The following is an 18,834-nucleotide window of genomic DNA, read 5'->3' as shown; positions in this document are numbered from 1 at the left end:
TTATCTATATTTGCTAGTCCAGTAAAAGATACCAGAGGAGATAACAGGATGAATCGAAACTTTATGAAGGAAGAAGTTCGTGGATTACACGAGCCACCTCCCTACGAATTTGTTCTTCATCTAATGTGAGGAGTTCGCCATTCCGCATGAGACAGCGACCATCTACATACATATGGGAGACTTCTGCTCCTGATGCACTATAAACCAGCATGGAGGAATGCTGATGGGCTGGAAGCAAACGATTCTGCTTCGGATCCAGCATGATGAAATCAGCTGCCTTGCCCACTTCGAGGGAACCCGTCTCATGATCGCGAAATAGCGCCTTCGCACCATCAAGCGTAGCCATTCTTAACATGGTGGTTGCAGGCAAGGCAAGGGGATTCCCAGTTACACCCTTTTGGACGAGAGAGGCGATTCGCATCTCCTCAAACATGTCGAGATGATTATTACTGGCAGCGCCATCGGTGCCAAGACCAACGGTTAATCCGTGTTCCAGCATTCGGGGGATGGGAGCCACGCCACTGGCCAATTTCAAATTACTCATAGGATTATGCGAAACCCGTACATCATGTTCTTTCAGCAAATGAATCTCCTCATCATTCACATGAACCGCATGGGCTACGAGGGCAGAGCGTTGAAAGAAGCCTAATTTTTCTAAATGTTCAACAGGGCGACAGCCATAGCGGACCTCGTTTTCTGCTACTTCCCGAGCAGTTTCCGATAGATGCGTATGAACAGGTATCTCCAGCTCGTCAGCCAATTCCAATGCCTTCATGATAAAGGACGGTGGGCAGGTATAGGCACTATGAGGGGCGATCATGGTAGCGATCCGTCCCTGAGCCTCTCCCTGCCATTGTCGAATGAATGCAGCGGTATCGTCGAGCTTGGTTTGTTGCTCCTGCTCTGAGCAGAGTCCGATCATACCGCGGGATAAGGTGGCACGAAGTCCTGCCTGTTCCACCACCTTGCCTACCTGATCCATATGGGCGTACATATCGAGAAAGAGGGTTGTTCCAGATTTGATCATCTCTACAGCTGCAAGGGATGTACCCCAATAAACATGGTCCGCTGTAAAGCGAGCTTCCAATGGCCACATCTTGGCTTCTAACCATTCTTGTAATGGCAGATCATCACCGAGCCCACGGAGCAGGATCATCGCAGCGTGACCATGGGTATTGACCAAGCCAGGCATCAACCAGTACCCATGACCATCGATCACTTCGTCATATTGCCGTTCTACTTCTGGATTTTGCCCGGGACCAACGTATGTAATCCTCCCATCAGCAAAAGCAATCCAGCCATCGAACCATTCTTCGAGGCTGGGATTCATCGTAAGGATATCTACATTTTTAATCAATGTATGCATTATTCTTTCACTCCTTCAGAAGAAGCAGAGTCCTCATTGAATAGCATGCGAATTCGCTCCTTCTCTTGATCAGGAATGATCACAAAATTGGATTCAAATTCAACCTCAAAAGGAATTTGGGTAATCCGCTTGCTATCAAATTGACTATACTCCTGCTTGACCAATTGTGTCATTTCTGACAAAGTGAATGTGGTTTTAAAATGATTGCTGAGACTATCGATGAGATTAATGGCCTGTGGCACACTCTTCCATGAAAGCACCTCAGCTGATAAAGCCTGAATCACCTTTTGCTGTCGAATTCCTCGTTCAATATCACTGGAATGATAGCCATCATTGGACTTTCTAAACCGAATAAAATCTAAGGTTTGCTTACCATCCAAGGTCTGAACACCTTTATTTAGGTGGATATGTGTATTGTCCGTAGGATCATCATAGTTCATGTTACGATCCACCTCAACTTCAATTCCGCCCACTGCATCCACAGCTTCCTGAACGAAGTCAAAACTCACCATGGCCACATGATCAATCCTTAGATCAAATTCCTTCTCTACCTGAGCCTTCAAGACATCTGCAGAGGTCGCGAACATCTTTTGCCCAAAGACAAGACCTCCAAAATGGGTGAAATCATTATCTTGGATTCCATTTTCCTTCATATATTTTTGGGCCTTCAATGTTCCCTGATAAAAGATACTGTTAATTTTCATCGCTTCGCCTTGATAGATGGTCTTCAGATCACGAGGAATGGAAAGCATCTGTAGGGCATGCTGATCATATTGGTAGCGAAGTAACAGGATCGTATCCGTATTCATCGAGGCATGACCCTTACGACTATCTAAACCAATGAGCAGAACAACAAGATCGGCGTCTTCTTGATTTGATGCAGATTCTTCTGGCTCTGTCTGCTCCATTTGATGATAAATCGAGTCACCCTGATCGATCTTCATCTTCTCATACTTTTGCAAAATATAGCCATAAACTGTCCCACCTGCAATGAGTAGAACAGCTAGAGTGATCAAAAGTGGTAGTAGCCACTTACGGTTTCTGCGAAAATAACTTTGGTCTTGATTGTTTGTTTCCTTCTCCATGTACATCGATTCCTTTCCACGGGTCATCCCTTTCTTATAGACGTTTTATGATCTCATTTAGTTACGTATTCTTACCGATTACTCTTCTCCAGTTAAATAGAAAGCCAAAGTATGTAAATCACGGGCTACATCCGTTTGTTGCACGCGTACACCAGGTCTTGTTTTGAGACGGATCGGTGCGAAGTTAAGGATGGCATGAATCCCTGCATCCATTAGCTGATTGCAGACATCCTGTGCAGCATGGGAAGGGACGGCAATAATACCAATCTTGATTTTCCGTTCAGCCACGATCTCATTCAATTGGTCAATATGCTCCACCTGTAGATGGTGAACAACCTTTCCCACCTTCGCATGATCATGATCTAGAATGGCAACAATTTGCATGTGCTGCTTGAGATAATCATTATATTTACACAAGGCATGACCCATGGAGCCAGCACCGATGACAACGATTGGAATAATTTGATCCACATGTAAGATCTGCTCAATCTTACTTACGAGATAATCAACCTCATACCCCACGCCCTTCCGACCGAACTCACCAAAGTATGCTAGATCCTTACGAATCTGGGCAGGGTTCAGTTGCAGGAGTTCCCCCAATTTTTTAGAAGAAACAGTCTTTACATCATTCTTCTGCAACTGATGACAATAGCGTAAGTAAATTGGTAAGCGTCGTACTACCGACTCCGAAATTTTCTCTGGCTTCTCTCCCATTTCGTCCCACTCCAATCGCGTATTGTTATTTTTATCACAATTACCTATAGTGTACCATGAATTGATGAGAGCATGCGATTTTTCTTCCATAGAGTGAGAGCAGTACATGAGCCTATACTTATTTCCGTTGATAAGGAAGAATCACCTCATAATTATCTTCTGCTACTAATACCGTAATCAATCCATGAAGATCAGTTTCAAACAGATTAAACCAGTTCTCCTTCAAACGTTCAAGTACTTCCTCCCGACCATGCACCTCTTTACTAAAAAAGAGGACCCCCACCTGAGCATCTACCTCATCAATGAAAAGAGGATGGGAGCCATGGATGCTGGCAAAATCACTCACCTTCAAAATGTCTGTCGTCTTTAACTCATAGCGCTGGATCAATTGGAGTTCCCGTTCTGCATGAATACTAGATGCATAAAGGAGCTCAATCTTTCCTCTTTCCACCATCAGCACTAAGCTATTATTTTGCGGTGAGCGAGATAATGGTGGAAAGGGAGCAAGAACACGGATGGAGACACCGAACTCATAATCCCAATGATCACCTGCTTGCAAGGGAATCATTTGTACTGTGGAGGGTAGTTGGATCTTATTCACCGTGGCGTTATACCAACTCGGAAAACCCACACGTTCAATGCCATATTCCTCATGCAAGACAGGAACCAGCTCCATTCGTTTGATGGTTGGTAAAGGTATGAAAAGATCATGGATCTTCTTGATCCCTAACTGCTTCAGTTGCTCCTCTACCTCTTTCCAGTGCTCCATGGTTCCACTATCCACAAGAACCACTCTTCGATCTGGGAATTGGATTACCATCGTCTCCTGTTCGGCAATGGGGAGAAAATGGATCTGTAGTGCACGACGAACCTCCTCCTCCGTGAGGATTCGTGTCTGATATTCCGCAGGCACAGCCATATGCTCATCAATGGTCCCACATGCAAATAGCATGAAGAGCATGGAAAAAAGGATGAAAAATTGGAGAAACCTATGGAGCATCAATGGCCACACCCTTTCGTCATCTACTCCTATCAGTCTATGAAGAAAGAGCATTAATTAGCCATGGAACCAAGTCTGAATCTCATGGATCAGCTCCTCTTGTGATACTTCATAAAATGGTGCACCTGGCAAGGCGCGGAGAATCTGTTTTCCATATCGACCTGTGATAATCCTCCGATCATAGAGGATCACCATCCCCCGATCCTTGGTAGAACGGATCAATCTTCCCATGCCTTGCCGGAGGCGAAGAATGGTTTGGGGTAAGGCAAGGCGAAAAAAGCCTTCCTGTGGCTTTAACCCTAGGCTTACAATCCGCGTCCGATAATAGGGATCCTCAGGGTGAACAAAAGGTAAGCGGACGATGGCCAAGAGCCGCAAAGCATCACCTGGAATATCGACCCCTTCCCAGAAGCTTGCCGTTCCTAGTAGGACACTGGCTCCCTCTGCCTGAAAACGCTGAGCTAGTCGCGTCCGGTTATTAGAATCAACGCCTTGCGCTAGCACTTGAATCCGTGTTCCCTCTAAAAGCTCAACCAATCGCTCACGAATGCGTAAAAGCATCTCCTTCGCTGTGAATAGCACGAGACAGCCGCCACCTGCTTCTTTCACCACCTGCGCGAGGGATTGGGCCACATGTTCAATAAATTGGGCATCTCCCTCACCATGCAACAAGGGGATCTGCTCAGGAACCACAATTTTCATCTGTTGGTCGTATTGATAAGGAGACGGAAAAATTGCTTCTCGCACCTGCTCGGTGTCACTCTCCTCATGTAAGCCTAATAATCGGCGAATATATTGGAAGGAACCATTCACCGTTAAGGTAGCTGATGTGAGAATCACCGACTCCTTCACCTTAAATAAGCGCTCATTCAGCTGTTGCGCCACATGGGTTGGGATGGCAAGCAAGGTGAAACTGCGAGAGGATAGGGATTCATAAGTGATCCAATATTGATAGGGTTCCCCTTCATTTTCACCTTCAGCATCCCTCTCTAGCTGAGCCTCATTTGCAATAAGCAACTGGGGTAAAGCTGAAGCAAACTGTTGAAAATCCCGCCATAAACGTTCTAGATGCTTCTGGCTTTCCCCTACTGCAGACGTCTCCATCATATGCTGATTCAACGCTTGCCACGCGGTATAGAGGCGGGCTGTTGCCTGTAATAAAGGTTCCCCCTCTGTAAACTGTTCCCGTTCATAACGGATGAAGGAGGATTCTTCCTGCTTCCCTCTCTTCCCATCCAGAGAGAGCACCTCTTCCTCCCAATCCTGATAGATGTTGAGCCATTGGAGAGCTAGGCGGCGAAACTCCTCACAGCTTGTAGGTGCCCCTGTACTAAAAGCAATCCAGTCCCACAGCTTACCGCTTATCATCTTATTCATTAACGGATGGACGAGCTCCGTACTAACCTCTTCCGTCCAGTGTTGTGCTAGAGTTTCGACAAATTGATGAGCCTCATCGATCACCAATGCCTCGTAGGAGGGAAGAATTCCCTCCTCCTGTTGTAATTCCTGGGCAAGCAAGGCATGATTCACAATGACGATCTGCGCTTGATGAGCATCCTGCTTCGCCCTTTGATAATAACAGTGCTCTGCCCACGGACATGATGCACCGAGGCAATCTGATGAGGTACAAGTAAGCTGAGGCAGCAAGGTTTTCCCATGGGAAGGCAGATTCAACTCACTTAAATCCCCTGTTTCCGTGGAATAGAGCCAGATCAATAGCTGCGCCTGTGCCAGCGCTTCATCATAGGTATAGGGTTCATTCTCCATCCACCGAAAGAACTGCTCAAAACAAAGATATTGTTGAATTCCTTTACGCAATGTGACGCGGAATGGATAAGGTAGAACACGTCGGAGCAGCGGGATCTCATGATACAAGATTTGATCCTGCAATTGCAGCGTCTGTGTGCTCCAGATTACTCTTTTTCCTTCATGTAAAGCCCAGAGGATGGAAGGCAGAGCATAGCCTAATGTTTTCCCCATCCCTGTACCTGCTTCCACAAGGAGATGCTTCCCCTGATTGAGAGCTGCCTGTACCGCTTCCATCATAGCTTGCTGTTGCTCACGCACCTCATACCCTTGCATCTGCGCAGGGAAGGAGTAGGGCTTCGTTGGATCAAAGTAGCACCCAATGGTAGTCTCTACATCTTGTGAGGCCTGCCAAGAAGCATTGCTTAAAGCGGCTGAGCCCTCCCCTGCACGCCGCCAAATCACCCCTCTATATTCCCCATATTGCTCCCTGAACTGCTCAGACCTCTGCCAGTTCCCTTTCTTTACAAGCTGATTATTGATAAGCAGCGGCCAATCACTCTGTAAATAGGGTGCCACCGCTTGGAGTTGTTGAATAATGGGAAGTGGTAGCTCCTCCAGGTGCTGAAGCAAGCGATGCAATAGAATCGCCGTAGCCTCTGCATCAGACAAGGCACGATGGGGCTGAAGATGGCTGATGCCCAAGGTTTCTGTTAGATAGCCCAGGGAGTAAGAAGGGAGCGTGGGTAGGAAGGTGCGGGCCAGTTCAACGGTATCCAATACGGGATTGGTTAATGGCGAATAGCCATGGATTTCTAAGGTTTCCTGTAAAAAAGTCCAATCGAAGCTGGCATGATGAGCCACAAATATCCCTTGATCTAATGCTTTAAGTACAGTAGGTAGAACCTCTTCTATCTGTGGTGCTCCTTGCACCATCTCTGGTGTGATTCCAGTTAAGGTTTGAATATAAGAAGGGATCTCCCCTTGAGGATTCACCAGGGACTCGAAGGTGTACTCCACCTTTCCTCCTCTCATTACCACCAGCCCAATTTCCAGTATGGAATCGCCATTCTTCGGTGAATGACCTGTTGTTTCTAAGTCGATTATGACATATGTATGTTGCATTGGGATTCACTCCTCTAAGTGGTGGGATCTCAAGGATTGAGTCTGATCTCCCCTGAAACTAAAGTGTGAATAGTACCCTGCTTATCAAGGAGAAGGAGTCTACCCTGCTCATCCAAGCCATGGATAATCACATTGGTATCCTTGCCTTCTAGCTGTGTCATGACCCGTTGACCGATCATTCCAGCATAGCTTGTCCATGCATGAAGCACAGCCGAATTTCCTTCTTGTTGATATAGGGCCAGCCATTCCTCCATTTTAGCTAAGAATAAGGCAATCAGCAATGAAGGTTGGACCTTTTCGCCAGTTCCCATAGCTAAGGAGGTTGCGTGCTCCTGTAATTCCATTGGAAAGTCATTGTGCTCCTGGTTCAGGTTGACCCCAACACCGATGACCAATTGAGCACCATGCTCATCATGATGATGTAGCTCTGTTAAGATACCTGCACATTTCTTCCCTGCTAGAAGGAGATCATTGGGCCATTTAATCTGAAGCTGTTCTGGTTGACACCAGTTGAGCAATGTTTCATAAAGTGCCACCGCTGTAAGGAGGGTGATGATAGGTGCCCTCTTAAGATCGATGGGGAGCTGCAAGAGCATACTAAACCAAGCTCCTGATTGTGGAGGCGAATGCCAGATTCGTCCTCTCGTACCACGACCAGCAGTTTGATGCTGTGCTACCACCACCGTTCCATTAGCACCACCCTTTTTCCACAGTCGTTGTGCTTCCCGTTGCGTGCTATCCACTACAGGTAGGACATAGAGTTGGTGACCTAGCCATTCAGTATGAAGATGCTCACGGATTTGCAGTTCTTCGGCATAGCCCTGCTGCAGAAAGTGGCATAGCTCCTCACGATCATTCTTAAGATGCCCCATATGAACAGCCAAGACCAGTTGCTCTAGCCGTCGCGCAATCCATGGTCCTGCTGCTACAGGAATCAACTGCAGCAGCAGGTTTCCATCGAGCTGCAATTCCTGGGAGTGACGGATGGGGAGTTCCTCATAGAAACGTTGCCACTGGCTACGTTCTGATTGATAGAGCTCATGAAGATTTGCACCCCCAAGCTCAGCTATCTCTTGCTCTCCCTTGCTGAGCTTCCCACAGATCCAATAGGCCGCCCACGTATAGGCGATGCATTCCTGTGGCAGATCCAGCCATTCTGCCTTCCAGTGATTCTCTGCATACTTCTCTTCAATCCATTCACTGAGTAAGCCATAGGAGCTTGTGAGAAGCCTTCGCGTCTCGCGGGGCAAAAATAGCTCATAGCCCAATTTACTAAACTCTGCTTCACTGAGCGTGGCCATGTGCCCAAGTAATAAGAGCCGGAGAATCAGTGGGTCCATTGGCTCTTCAGCCAGGAAGTGGAGGGAATCTATCCGTCTCTGCAAGAACAGAGCAGGTGGATGCTTCACCAGTTTTTCCAGTATAGGTAAGCGAGGATGCTGAAGCACAAGAAATTGCGCGAGCAGTTGAAGGGCATGGAGAAACCCTGGTCCACGAAGAAGCTTGCAAAACTCATCGGCGATCCGCTCTGCAGCAATTAGAGGAAGACCACCTCTTTCCGCCTTGATGCCCTGCAACGTGGTCTCTTCAATCTGAAATTGGTACTGTGACTGAAAACGGAAAACACGGATCATCCGCAGGGCATCCTCAGCAAAACGTTGTTGAGGATCACCTACCGCTCGCAACAGCCGATTCTGAAGATCCTCCCTCCCTCCATAGGGATCGTATAGCTTCCCCTCCCCATCCATGGCCATGGCATTGATGGTTAAGTCACGGCGGGCTAGATCCTCCGTGAGGGAATGAACGAATTGAACCGCTGCAGGATGTCGGTGATCGAGGTACTCTCCCTCGGTGCGGAAGGTGGTGACTTCAAAGGAGAAGCCCTTCCAGCGTACCGTCACCGTACCATGAGCCATTCCTGTTGGGATTACGGCTGGAAAGAGCTGAACCACCTCATCGGGCAAGGCATTGGTTGTAATATCCACATCGTGAATGGGCCGATGGAGCAAATAATCTCGTACTGCACCGCCAACAAAATAAGCCTCATAGCCTGCTTCGTTCAGTACATGAAGAAGTTCTCGGCCTACTTCAAGTAGTGGAGGCAAGGCCTGGCCATTTATTAAAAATTCATCATCTTTCATACTAGTCTAGGCTCCTTCCCTCCGGCCTTCACCCTCTAGGACCTTACGATAGATCTCCTCATATTGTGTTACGATCCGTTCCGCAGCAAAATGGGTTTTCGCCCAATTGACTGCATGCTGGGACATCTCTGCCCATAGCATCGGATGCTTTAGAAGCTTCAAGGCATCAGCTGCCATCTGATCTACAGCGCCAATGGGTGCAAGGAAGCCTGTTTCCCCATGGATCACCACCTCGGGGATACCTCCTGCTCGGGAAGCGATAACCGGCACACCACATGCCATGGCTTCTAGGGCAGAAAGGCCGAAGCTCTCCTTCTCCGAAGGAAGCAGCATGAGATCAGCCATAGAGAGCATGGGCGTTATATCCTCCTGCTTCCCTAAAAACATTACATAATCCTGTAGACCCAGTTCAAAGGTTAATTGCTGTACCGCTGGCAATTCAGGCCCCTCTCCGATGAAGAGTAGCTTCGCATCCACCTGCTGTCGAACCTGTTGCAAGATGCGAACACAGTCAGGCGCACGCTTCACCTTGCGAAAATTAGAGAGGTGAACCAGCAGTTTCTGTTCCGAATTTACATATTCACGACGAAGAGCAGTTACATCATGGCGATAATATTGCGCTGGATCGATAAAATTATAGATACAAGCGATCTCTTGATCATGACAGATCAATTGCTTCGTCTCCTGAATCAAGCTTTCAGAGACGGCAGTCACATAATCACTCCGCTGAATACCAAAGCGGATTATATCAATAAGCGTCGGGTCATACCCTAGTACAGTAATATCTGTCCCATGCAAGGTGGTAACCACCTTCAAGTGGTCTCCCACCATCAACTTCGCAAGATATGCACTTACAGCGTGAGGAACGGCATAATGAACGTGGAGAAGATCCAGCTCCGCCATACGAGCCACCTGTGCCATCCGACTGGCCAGCGTTAGATCATAGGGAGGATAACGAAAGACGGAGTAGCTATTCACTTCCACCTCATGATAATAGATATTCCGCATATAAGTACCGAGGCGAAATGGTACACCTGATGTAATGAAGTGAACCGTATGTCCCCGCTCCGCCAAAAATTTTCCTAACTCCGTAGCCACAATCCCTGATCCACCTAGTGAAGGATAGCACGTGATTCCAATCTTCATCATGGGCCTCCTTACACCAGCTGGGTGAGCTGGAGGGGATTTTTACTAACGAGGCCCTCGGCATACTGAACGCCCAGCTGTGAGCCAAAATAGCGCTCCCGTCCTTCGAGGGAAGCGAGGTATCCAGCATTTAACGGCGTACTTACCGTACCGGGCTGTGCAGAGAACTGTGAGCCATAAGCTAATAAGGCTGCCCGCTTCGTCTCCCATTGTTGGGAGATATCCATGAGGCAGCTTGGTGTCGTAATCTGATTGATAAAGTAAGCAAAGTATTGTTTAACTCGATGGGGTGGCAGATCATCCACTACAAATTTACGAATGGTTGCAGAGAAGATGGCCTGGTAGACCAAATGATAGCAAGCCATATGGTCAGGGTGACGATCCTCCCAATACGGTGCCAGTACTAGCTTTGGCTGATAGCGCCGTAGCACAGCAACCACCTTACGGATCGAGTCTGTATCCTCCACGATCCCCCGATCAGCCATCCCGAGATTGATCCGCTTCGCCCCTATGATTTCAGCGGCATGCGCTGCCTCCTGTTGGCGCAGCTCCACGTTCCCATTAGACGAGAGCTCCGCCTTGGTTAGATCGCAGATGAGGACCCGCTTCCCCATCTGCACATGGCGATGCAAGATGCCTGCACAACCAATTTCCACATCATCAGGATGGGCACCAAATGCTACAATATCAACGCTTTCCCATGCTTCCATAGCCATTTCCTTTCTATCTTCCAATCATCTCTACCTGCTTCCTGCTCCATTCTGGAGAGCCATGTCGAATGGCTTACTCCTTAGCAAGCATCTCATTACGATACTTATGAACCACTTCACGCCAATTGAGCTCACCGCGATCCAAGGCACGGATCATAATCTCTGCAGAGGCCACATTGGTGGCAAGGGGGATGCCATACACATCACATAGCCGTAGTAAGGCTAGAATATCCGGTTCATGGGGCTGCGCTGTTAATGGATCGCGGAAAAAAATCACCAGATCCAGCTCATTCTGAGCCACCATAGAGCCAATCTGCTGATCGCCTCCTAATGGGCCTGACATTTTCCGATTCACCTTGAGCTTGGTCTGCTCCATAATCCGTAGTCCTGTGGTTCCTGTAGCATAGAGCGTCTGTTTTTGAAGCAGAGGCTCATAGGCAATGGCAAAGTTGACCATCTCATCTTTTTTGCGGTCATGGGCAATCAAGGCGATATTCATGCCATTTCCCCTCCCAGAATATGCTCCAACCCATAGATATATTGGGGATGCTCCATTACATAGCGTATACCCAAGGCAACCCCTGGCATAAAGCAGCGGCGAGAATTGGAATCATGGCGAATATGTAAGGTCTCTCCCTCACCGCCAAAGATTACCTCTTGATGAGCTACAAGACCAGGCAGACGGACACTATGGATACGGATCCCTTCCATATCACCACCGCGAACTCCGGCCATATGCTCCAATTCATTAGGATGACCTTGCTGGTGAGCCTGCCGCACCTCTTGAATCATGGCTGCTGTCTTTCTTGCTGTACCTGATGGTGCATCTAGCTTTTGGTTATGATGCATCTCGATTATCTCTACATCTGGTAGAAAACGGGCAGCCATTTTTGAAAATTGCATCATCAATACAGCACCGATGGCAAAGTTCGGAGCGATCAACATTCCCGCAGGATGCTTGGCATGCTCCTCCTCCAAGTGCTTGAGCTGCTCTTCACTAAAGCCTGTGGTACCAATGACCGCACGAATTCCATGCTCCATGGCCGTAAGCGCATTACGATAGCCTGCCTCTGGGGTTGTGAAATCCACTAAGCAATCGGGTCTTTCCTTTTCGATAGCTTCTGCAAGGGAGGTATAGAAGGGCGCTTGGGATGAGCCTCCCAAGGCATTGCCTACATCAACGCCCTCTAATGTACGATCCACCGCAGCTACCAGCTGGAATGTGGGTTCTCCCTCCATATAATGTATCCATTCTTGTCCCATCCGTCCTTTGGCACCTGCTACAACGATTCGAATTGGTTTATTCATGGGAGCACTCCTCCTTTTTGGTCCAACGATCCTTATCGCGTGTCCGAAACTTTTCCATGACTTTGTTCAATTCAGCATCAAGGCTAATATTTTGTGAATTGGCAAAACAGATGAGCACGAAGAGTAAATCAGCAAGCTCCTCTTCAATACTGCCAGCCTGCTCAGTGGGCTTCTTCGGCTTTTCACCATAGGTATGGTTCACTTCACGGGCTAACTCCCCTAATTCCTCTGAAAGTCGGGCCAGCATGGCAAGTGGAGAAAAGTACCCCTCTTTAAATTGCGAGATATATTGATCCACCTCTTCCTGCCAAGCGCGTAGCATCTTCTCCTGCTCTGGATGTTCAATCTCCAACTGCATCTGCTGTTCCTCCTATCCCTCTTACATATCTTCATGTTAATTCATACCAGACGATTTGCCAACATCCCTCCAACATATTGTCATCAAAATCAAAACTAAAGTATACTTAACTACAGAGAAGCTGAAGCTAGAGAGGATGTGCCAATCATGTCACAAAGCACCGATACAACCCTGCTCCATCAATCGATCCCACCCAAAAAATTCCGATTACGCTGGCAAAATATCTTAGGAATCATGCTGGGTACTGCCATCTTTTCCTTCGGCATCAATACCTTTAATATTGCCAATAATCTTTCTGAAGGTGGCTTCACCGGAATCGCCTTGCTATTAAAATATATCTTTAATATTAACCCGGCAATTACCAACCTTGCACTCAATATCCCCTTATTTATTATCGGTTATCGGCAGCTTGGCAAATCCACCATGATCTATACGATTATTGGAACGCTTTTTGTCTCCCTTTTTCTCTGGATCTTCGAAGGAATTGCCTATCCTATGCCTGATCATCTAATCTTAGCAGCCCTTTATGCAGGGGTCTTCGTCGGCATCGGTCTCGGCATTGTCTTCCGCTTTGGTGGAACAACAGGGGGATCAGATATTGTGGCCCGAATTGTGAATAAGCATAAGGGGATCAGCATGGGTAAGGTACTCCTCATGTTTGATATTTTTGTCATCGCCCTTTCCACCATCTATCTCGATCTAACCTATGCCATGTACACCATGGTGGCTATCTATACAGGGACACGCGTCATTGACTTTGTACTAGAGGGAGCCTCCCTTGCCAAGGCTACCATGATTATCTCTGAGCAAGCCCCCGCCATCTCCAGTACCATCACCCAGCGGATGGGTAGAGGAACCACGCTCTTAAAAGGACGAGGTGGCTATACCGGCAGTGAAAAGGAAGTCTTATATTGTGTTGTTCCACGGGGTGAATTAATCCTGCTCCGCAATCTCGTCCATGAAGTAGATCCCTATGCATTTATCGTGGTCTCCGATGCAAGAGAGGTCTTTGGTGAAGGCTTCACCTTAGATGAGAATAAACAACCGCTCAAAGGTTAACACGCATGTACACCCTACTTTTGCTACAATAGTAAATGTAGTCTATCTAACTTAGAAAGGACACAGCCTTATGAAAAATCGTGTAATTCTTCTTCAATCAGACCGCTTAGGCACTGGCGATGAAGAGCTAGGTGAAGCTTTACTGGAGAATTTCTTTACTATTTTAAAACAGGAAGAGGAGAAGCCGGTGGCTATCTTCTGCTTGAATCGCGGTGTCTTTACACTCACCGCCAAATCAGTGATCTCCTTACAGTTAAAGGCGCTTGAAAAGAGTGGTGTTTCCATTCTGGCATGCAAAACCTGTATCGACTATTATGGACTGCAGGATCAAATGACCGTCGGTGAGCTCTCTAGTATGAAACACTTTATTGAATTGGCCAACCAATACGAAGTGCTTACCTTATAACTTTGTACGCTCGATTCATTGCTATATAAGGACACCACGCATAAAGACCCAGATGGAGATGCTCCTCCACCTGGGTCTTCCTTTTACGCTAATGAATATCTCCTGCTTAATAATAAGGCGAGATCATCAGATAGACCACCACACCAGTGATGCTCACATAGAGCCAGAGTGGCATGGTCCAGCGTGCAATTTTGCGATGCCGTTCCGTCTGCATATTCAATCCCCGCGCTAGAGTTGTTAAAGCAAGGGGAACGATGGCTGCAGCCAGCACCACATGAGTTAAAAGAATAAAGAGATAGATATAACGTAGAGCACCATCACCGCCATAGGGTGTGGATTCTGCTAAAAAGTGATACGTTACATAGGTGATTAAGAAAAGTGCTGTGGTTGTAAAGGCTGCGAATATAAAGCCACGATGCGCTTTAATATTGCTACGCTTAATCATCCATAAGGCTGCTACAAGAAAGACAAAGGTAAAGCTATTAAAAATCGCATTCATCATCGGTAGAACCGTAATATCAAACTGGGTGGCCCCTTCATACTTCGGCATAAAAAAGAGAATGGCTACGACCAGATTAATTACAATGGTTAAGATGACAATCGTTGGAGTATAATTCCGCGTTACTGCTGCTTTATTCTCTGTTTGTCCCACAATCATTCCCTCTCTTCTACTTCAATTTTCCTTCTCTTTATAGAATAAGGGATTATACCTAGTAAAGCAATGATTGAAGGTCACCTTTATGTCACACCAGAAAAGGCGGGAATCTAGATATCACCGCCGATGATAAGCTGATTCTCGCCCTTAAGCCAATCGATCTCCCAGTTATAAATGGTCTCATAGAATTGAACAGGAAGATAGAGTGTACCATTCCGATTACATGCCTTCATGGGAATGGTGAAGGTACTTTCCACCTCATTCTCCTTCAGTGTCACCACATTCCCATCCAAAGGAATGGTGACAGTAATGAGACGCGTTGAATTACGTTTCGTATCGGATGTGTCTGATAGTTCTCCTTCATCAATCAGAACATCTCGTAATTCCACATAGCCATCTTCTCCATGCCAATTTACTTCAGCCCCTGTTAACTCTAGCAATGGACGGAGGGGGAGATAGAGCTGCCCATTTTTGGCATAAGCATGGTCTGTAAACGCCTTTGGCTGATGTAAAATCTCACTACCTGGTGCAAAGAGAATCCCTGGTTCCGTCTCCCAATCAGGGTCCACAAAGTGATGATGATTGGCCTGAGCTACGTTTTTCTGAAAATAGTTCACCTTCCCATGGAGAACCTCACTTAAGGCTTCATCGAGATGACGAGCATCCACATACATCCCTGCATACTCCTTGGTTAAACGTTGAAGAAAATGAAGAAACTCTTCTTCCCCGATACGTTCCCGTAGATTGAAAAAGAGCATGGCGCCACCATCATACCAGGTGTAGTCAAACTGTTCATGACTGGAAAAGCTGTGGAGTCCTTGATCGAGGTGACCATTGGGAAAGAGCTGCATTAGGCGCTGATGACCATCTTGATACTCTTTCAGTAATTGATGACCCTGCTCTTCACCGAACATCTGCTTCGTATAGAGATAGACACTGAACTCTGCCAAGCCCTCATCGACCCAGCCATGCTCGATCTCCCATGTGGAAAGATTATTGTACCACCACCAATGGGCAATCTCATGGGGCAACCAGTGTTGAATCAGATCATATGCATACATATCCCGTGATACGATGGCCAGATTGGGATGCTCAATAGCATAATTGGTTCCTGAGCCTGTTTCGATGACACCGAAATGCTTGGTGGAAAGTTGGCCAAACTCTGTTGTGTAAACTTGATACGCAGCGATGCCGATGGCCTTTAGTTGTGCTAAGTGCGTGGGATCGGAAGCAGCGAAACGAATCACCGTCCCATCCTCCATCCTCACATCCTCCATGATAAAATGTGGACTCCCTACAAGAGCAAAATTATGTAATTCCTTTCCCTTCCAGGACCAGGTCACCTGCTGATCTTGCTGTTGTTTCTCCTCCTCTTCCATGCCACTTACCACCCAGTGATACCCTGCTGGAGCATGAAAGAGCACCTCATAATCTCCACGGGAATAGTAGAAGGGATCACCGAAGCCACGAGGACGGGGGCGTTCCTTCCAAAGATACTGCTGATCAAGAACACCGAGCTGAGGATGCCAATTGGTCAGGAGCCAGATGGAATCCTTCACCCCCATCCGTGTACCCCCCGCTGGGATTGGGGTCTTAAAGGCGATGGTTAAGCTGCTCCGACCATCCTCTTGTTGAAGATCCTTGGTTTGAATCTGAATGGTACGCTTGTCATAGGTGAAGGGAATGGATTTTTCCTTCTCCTTCCCCTGTTGCGTCACCTTCTGAATCTGCATCGGTTGCCACTCGTAGGCATAGGAGTAGAAATGTACCTCCGATGTAGGCGGGAGATCGAAGGTGATGATAGCGGTCCCCACAATCAGACGTTCCTGTGGGAGAAGGGTGGCCTCCAATTGATAATGGGCATGCAAATCGATCTGCAGAGATGGTAGCTTCTCCAGATTGAGTGGTTGAAGTTCTTCCTCTTCTTCGCTTCCGGTGGGCTTGGTAGCATTGAAGTAGTAGAATAGCAGTGCTGTGATCAGAAGTATAATTGAAGAAATAATTATGCTCCATCGTTGAATTGGTTTCATACGCAAGAAGATCATCCTACTCTATGTAAATATCACTTTTTATCTCAGACGCGTCACGAATACCTTCACCTGAACCAAGTCTACTTTATCATATCACACAAAAACAAAAGAGAGCTCAAAAAGAGCTCTCGATCATCGAATCCAGTTCTACAAGTTTTACTGATTTTACTTATTTAACGATGAGAATCGGCTTCTCTGCATATTGGGAAACGCGATGACTTACGCTACCAAGCATCCATTCCTTCATCTGTGTAAGTCCTCTGCTTCCTAAAACAATTAAATCCATATCATGCTCCTCAGCGAAGGAACTAATCATCCGTGCGGGATCACCTTCTAGCAGATGGGTATAGGTGGTGAGCTTTGCCTGTTTCGCTTTTTCCGCAGCCAACTCAAGGATGGTATCTCCATGTTTCCGTGCTACCTCAATAAAGTCGACCTGAAAGCTGATGGTAGACAATTCTGCTAACACATAGCTAGGAACCATATCATTCTTGATCACGTGCATAATATGTAGCTCACCCTCAGCACCTTGAGCAATAGCGATGGCAGAATCCAACGCTTTATTCCCCTGATTTGATCCATCAATAGCCACTAAGATTTTTTTAAACATGGCGATCCCTCCATTTCTTTTATCCATATTATAGCAGACAGAATTTAACAAAGACAGAATAATCGTAAAGCAATTGTTACAAATTATTCAACATCTCATGGGTGTCTTCCCTCGCAAACATCCTCTTCATCCATAACCAGGTAATGAAGAGCAGTATGGAAGCCATGATAAAGAGTCCACGCAGGCTTATCAAGCCTACAAGGTATCCCCCGATAATCGGTCCTAGAAAGTTCCCCAATGCCACAGAGCTATTGCTAAAGCCATAGGTCAAGCTCTCCAGATCCTTATTGGCATATTTTTTGACCAGACTATTAAGAGAAGGCAGTAAGCCGCCCACACACATTCCTAAGAGGAAACGCAAGATAAGAAGTTGCCAGATATTCACTACAAAGGCATGAGGAATAAAGGCCACTGCTGCACCAAGCACAGAATAGAATAAGATCTTCTGTGAGCCATGGCGGTCTCCCCAGCGCCCAAGAATCGGGGCAAATAGCATATTGGAGAAACCCATCACTGCTGCGGTAATTCCAGCAAATAATTCAATCTTGTCACTGGTAGGCATCAGCTCCTGAACATAGAGGGAGATCAGGGGTAGACTGAGCAAGGTGGCAAATTGAATCATGAAACCGATGAAAAAGAGCGGTAAAATATATGGGGTTTGTAGCACCCGTTTGTAATTCTGAATAAATTGCCCACGGGGATGATCCTTCGGATTAGGCTTATTCTCCTCTTTCACTAAGAAAAGTACCAGTAAAGCAGCCATAAAGAGCAAAAAGCCTGTGATATAGAAGATCTCACGGAAGCCAATCCATGTGGCCAGTACACCACCAATAAAAGGACCGAGAATACTCCCTGCTACGCCACCTGCCTGTAATAAGCCCATGGCGTACCCGATCTGACTCTTTGGTGTCGTCGCTGCTACCAGTGCGATGGATGCAGGGATAAAGCCTGAAATCATCCCATTAAAGAGACGAAGAATCAGAAGCTGCCAAACATTGCTAGCAGCACCCATTAAGCCCGTAATAATGGCCATACCAAAACCGGACCGTAGTACCATCACCTTCCGACCATAGCGATCTGCAAGATTACCCCAGATGGGTGAGACAATGAAAGAAGAGAGAAAGTTGATCCCAAAGATCCACCCTGCCCAAAAGGCCACTTTATCTTGGGCTACTCCCATCTCTTGAATATAGAGTGGTAGGAATGGCATCACCAGCGACATAGAACTCATGACAAGAAACTGTGCAAATAAAAGAATATAAATATTTCTTCTCCACTGGGGCATACAATTGACCCTCCTGCTCCCATTTGCTCATTAAACTCTTTGTTTTTATATATTTCGGGACTCTAAGTATAAATTAACAAAAAATCAGGA

At 46.8% G+C, this 18,834-nt stretch carries 17 protein-coding genes; 2 read left to right on the top strand and 15 right to left on the bottom strand.

The window, feature by feature from the left end; all coding sequences use genetic code 11:
* Positions 1-61: 61 nt before the first annotated feature.
* The 11 genes from BN1691_RS08810 to BN1691_RS08760 all read right to left on the bottom strand — a co-directional run bounded on the left by BN1691_RS08810 (position 62) and on the right by BN1691_RS08760 (position 12,699).
* Entirely contained in the window at positions 62-1,366 is a 1,305-nt protein-coding gene (locus BN1691_RS08810) for an amidohydrolase (protein WP_053083733.1), read from the bottom strand.
* Positions 1,366-2,451 (bottom strand): LCP family protein, encoded by a 1,086-nt coding sequence (locus BN1691_RS08805; RefSeq protein ID WP_048601881.1) that lies wholly within the window; start codon positions 2,449-2,451, stop codon positions 1,366-1,368. Before BN1691_RS08805 ends, BN1691_RS08810 begins: the two co-directional genes overlap by 1 nt.
* A gap of 78 nt (positions 2,452-2,529) precedes the next feature.
* Positions 2,530-3,165, bottom strand: coding sequence for a redox-sensing transcriptional repressor Rex (locus BN1691_RS08800; RefSeq protein ID WP_048601880.1), 636 nt, complete (start codon positions 3,163-3,165; stop codon positions 2,530-2,532).
* 118 nt (positions 3,166-3,283) lie between these two features.
* Complete coding sequence (locus tag BN1691_RS08795) at positions 3,284-4,165, bottom strand: ComEC/Rec2 family competence protein (RefSeq protein ID WP_048601879.1); 882 nt, start codon at positions 4,163-4,165, stop codon at positions 3,284-3,286.
* Between the two features lie 57 nt (positions 4,166-4,222).
* Complete coding sequence (dinG, locus tag BN1691_RS08790) at positions 4,223-7,036, bottom strand: ATP-dependent DNA helicase DinG (RefSeq protein WP_048601878.1); 2,814 nt, start codon at positions 7,034-7,036, stop codon at positions 4,223-4,225.
* Between the two features lie 29 nt (positions 7,037-7,065).
* Positions 7,066-9,177, bottom strand: coding sequence for a CCA tRNA nucleotidyltransferase (locus BN1691_RS13900; protein ID WP_053083732.1), 2,112 nt, complete (start codon positions 9,175-9,177; stop codon positions 7,066-7,068).
* A gap of 6 nt (positions 9,178-9,183) precedes the next feature.
* On the bottom strand, positions 9,184-10,323 hold the full coding sequence (bshA, locus tag BN1691_RS08780; RefSeq protein ID WP_048601877.1) for an N-acetyl-alpha-D-glucosaminyl L-malate synthase BshA: 1,140 nt from the start codon (positions 10,321-10,323) through the stop codon (positions 9,184-9,186).
* Between the two features lie 11 nt (positions 10,324-10,334).
* The gene (gene bshB1, locus BN1691_RS08775) at positions 10,335-11,057 is read right to left on the bottom strand and encodes a bacillithiol biosynthesis deacetylase BshB1 (RefSeq protein ID WP_315969544.1); all 723 of its coding nucleotides are present in this window, start codon (positions 11,055-11,057) and stop codon (positions 10,335-10,337) included.
* Between the two features lie 49 nt (positions 11,058-11,106).
* Positions 11,107-11,532, bottom strand: coding sequence for a methylglyoxal synthase (locus tag BN1691_RS08770; RefSeq protein WP_048601876.1), 426 nt, complete (start codon positions 11,530-11,532; stop codon positions 11,107-11,109).
* Positions 11,529-12,341, bottom strand: coding sequence for a 4-hydroxy-tetrahydrodipicolinate reductase (gene dapB / locus BN1691_RS08765; protein ID WP_048601875.1), 813 nt, complete (start codon positions 12,339-12,341; stop codon positions 11,529-11,531). The genes BN1691_RS08770 and dapB overlap by 4 nt, the downstream gene beginning before the upstream one ends.
* Positions 12,334-12,699 (bottom strand): nucleotide pyrophosphohydrolase, encoded by a 366-nt coding sequence (locus tag BN1691_RS08760; protein ID WP_048601874.1) that lies wholly within the window; start codon positions 12,697-12,699, stop codon positions 12,334-12,336. Before BN1691_RS08760 ends, dapB begins: the two co-directional genes overlap by 8 nt.
* Before the next feature lie 147 nt (positions 12,700-12,846).
* Here BN1691_RS08760 and BN1691_RS08755 point away from each other — a divergent pair, with 147 nt between their 5' ends.
* On the top strand, positions 12,847-13,758 hold the full coding sequence (locus BN1691_RS08755; protein ID WP_048601873.1) for a YitT family protein: 912 nt from the start codon (positions 12,847-12,849) through the stop codon (positions 13,756-13,758).
* A 70-nt stretch (positions 13,759-13,828) separates the two neighbouring features.
* The gene (locus tag BN1691_RS08750) at positions 13,829-14,164 is read left to right on the top strand and encodes a DsrE family protein (protein WP_048601872.1); all 336 of its coding nucleotides are present in this window, start codon (positions 13,829-13,831) and stop codon (positions 14,162-14,164) included.
* Positions 14,165-14,270: 106 nt separating this feature from the next.
* Here the strand turns inward: BN1691_RS08750 and BN1691_RS08745 are convergent, their stop codons facing one another.
* From BN1691_RS08745 to BN1691_RS08730, 4 genes are all read right to left on the bottom strand, one after another.
* The gene (locus BN1691_RS08745; RefSeq protein WP_048601871.1) at positions 14,271-14,822 is read right to left on the bottom strand and encodes a DUF420 domain-containing protein; all 552 of its coding nucleotides are present in this window, start codon (positions 14,820-14,822) and stop codon (positions 14,271-14,273) included.
* A gap of 107 nt (positions 14,823-14,929) precedes the next feature.
* Positions 14,930-16,849 carry a M1 family aminopeptidase gene (locus tag BN1691_RS08740; protein WP_231638417.1) on the bottom strand — a complete coding sequence of 640 codons (1,920 nt, stop codon included), beginning with the start codon at positions 16,847-16,849 and terminating at the stop codon, positions 14,930-14,932.
* A gap of 169 nt (positions 16,850-17,018) precedes the next feature.
* Positions 17,019-17,459, bottom strand: coding sequence for a universal stress protein (locus BN1691_RS08735; protein ID WP_048601869.1), 441 nt, complete (start codon positions 17,457-17,459; stop codon positions 17,019-17,021).
* Positions 17,460-17,535: 76 nt separating this feature from the next.
* Complete coding sequence (locus BN1691_RS08730; protein ID WP_048601868.1) at positions 17,536-18,744, bottom strand: MFS transporter; 1,209 nt, start codon at positions 18,742-18,744, stop codon at positions 17,536-17,538.
* Positions 18,745-18,834 lie beyond the last annotated feature (90 nt).

The organism is Rubeoparvulum massiliense, from assembly GCF_001049895.1.
In the GTDB taxonomy this organism is placed as follows: domain Bacteria; phylum Bacillota; class Bacilli; order Rubeoparvulales; family Rubeoparvulaceae; genus Rubeoparvulum; species Rubeoparvulum massiliense.
This window is presented reverse-complemented; position numbering and strand designations above follow the sequence as displayed.

Excerpts from the sequence above, each read along its gene's own strand:
- BN1691_RS08810 (WP_053083733.1), bottom strand. The coding sequence starts at position 1,366 with ATGCATACATTGATTAAAAATGTAGATATCCTTACGATGAATCCCAGC.
- BN1691_RS08805 (WP_048601881.1), bottom strand. The coding sequence starts at position 2,451 with ATGGAGAAGGAAACAAACAATCAAGACCAAAGTTATTTTCGCAGAAAC.
- BN1691_RS08800 (WP_048601880.1), bottom strand. The coding sequence starts at position 3,165 with ATGGGAGAGAAGCCAGAGAAAATTTCGGAGTCGGTAGTACGACGCTTA.
- BN1691_RS08795 (WP_048601879.1), bottom strand. The coding sequence starts at position 4,165 with ATGCTCCATAGGTTTCTCCAATTTTTCATCCTTTTTTCCATGCTCTTC.
- dinG (WP_048601878.1), bottom strand. The coding sequence starts at position 7,036 with ATGCAACATACATATGTCATAATCGACTTAGAAACAACAGGTCATTCA.
- BN1691_RS13900 (WP_053083732.1), bottom strand. The coding sequence starts at position 9,177 with ATGAAAGATGATGAATTTTTAATAAATGGCCAGGCCTTGCCTCCACTA.
- bshA (WP_048601877.1), bottom strand. The coding sequence starts at position 10,323 with ATGAAGATTGGAATCACGTGCTATCCTTCACTAGGTGGATCAGGGATT.
- BN1691_RS08770 (WP_048601876.1), bottom strand. The coding sequence starts at position 11,532 with ATGAATATCGCCTTGATTGCCCATGACCGCAAAAAAGATGAGATGGTC.
- dapB (WP_048601875.1), bottom strand. The coding sequence starts at position 12,341 with ATGAATAAACCAATTCGAATCGTTGTAGCAGGTGCCAAAGGACGGATG.
- BN1691_RS08760 (WP_048601874.1), bottom strand. The coding sequence starts at position 12,699 with ATGCAGTTGGAGATTGAACATCCAGAGCAGGAGAAGATGCTACGCGCT.
- BN1691_RS08755 (WP_048601873.1), top strand. The coding sequence starts at position 12,847 with ATGTCACAAAGCACCGATACAACCCTGCTCCATCAATCGATCCCACCC.
- BN1691_RS08750 (WP_048601872.1), top strand. The coding sequence starts at position 13,829 with ATGAAAAATCGTGTAATTCTTCTTCAATCAGACCGCTTAGGCACTGGC.
- BN1691_RS08745 (WP_048601871.1), bottom strand. The coding sequence starts at position 14,822 with ATGATTGTGGGACAAACAGAGAATAAAGCAGCAGTAACGCGGAATTAT.
- BN1691_RS08740 (WP_231638417.1), bottom strand. The coding sequence starts at position 16,849 with ATGAAACCAATTCAACGATGGAGCATAATTATTTCTTCAATTATACTT.
- BN1691_RS08735 (WP_048601869.1), bottom strand. The coding sequence starts at position 17,459 with ATGTTTAAAAAAATCTTAGTGGCTATTGATGGATCAAATCAGGGGAAT.
- BN1691_RS08730 (WP_048601868.1), bottom strand. The coding sequence starts at position 18,744 with ATGCCCCAGTGGAGAAGAAATATTTATATTCTTTTATTTGCACAGTTT.